General features: G+C 76.5%; 1 protein-coding gene. It reads left to right on the plus strand.

What is annotated here, in order from left to right; all coding sequences use genetic code 11:
• On the plus strand, positions 1 to 652 hold a 652-nt coding region (gene mepA / locus HMPREF0731_RS22555; protein WP_007006593.1), incomplete at both ends, for a penicillin-insensitive murein endopeptidase.

Here is a 652-nt window from a genome sequence, read left to right on the forward strand (position 1 = left end):
CGCGCAGCATCGGCGGCCATGGGCTGGGCTGCATCGCCGGCGCCGAGGCCATGCCGGCCGAGGGGCCGGGCTGGCAGCTGGTCCGCCTCTCGCGCAACCGCTACTGGGGCCATCCGGCGCTGCTGGCCAGCCTGCGCGGCCTGGCGGCGCGGGCCCAGGCGGCCGGGCTGCCGGCGCTGTGGATCGGCGATCTCGGCCAGCCGCGCGGCGGGCCGCTGCCCTGGGGCCATGCCAGCCACCAGCTCGGGCTGGATGCCGATATCTGGTTCGAGCTGAACCCCAAGCCCGCCACCACCCCGGCCGAGCGCGAGCGGATCGAGGTGCCCTCCCTGGTCCGCCCCGACGGGCTGGACATCGACCCGCGCCGCTACACGCCGGCGCATGCGCGGCTGCTCCGGCTGGCGGCCGAGGACCCGGCGGTGGACCGCATCTTCGTCAATCCGGCGATCAAGCAGGCGCTCTGCCGCGACCATGCGGGCGAGCCCTGGCTGCGCCGGCTGCGCCCCTGGCGCGGGCATGATTCGCATTTCCACATCCGGCTGCGCTGCCCGGCCGGGCAGGCGCAATGCCAGGACCAAGCGCCGGTGCCGCCGGGCGATGGCTGCGACGCCAGCCTGGCGTGGTGGTTCTCCGACGCGGCGCGGCAGCCGCC

Source organism: Pseudoroseomonas cervicalis ATCC 49957, from assembly GCF_000164635.1.
GTDB lineage: Bacteria > Pseudomonadota > Alphaproteobacteria > Acetobacterales > Acetobacteraceae > Pseudoroseomonas > Pseudoroseomonas cervicalis.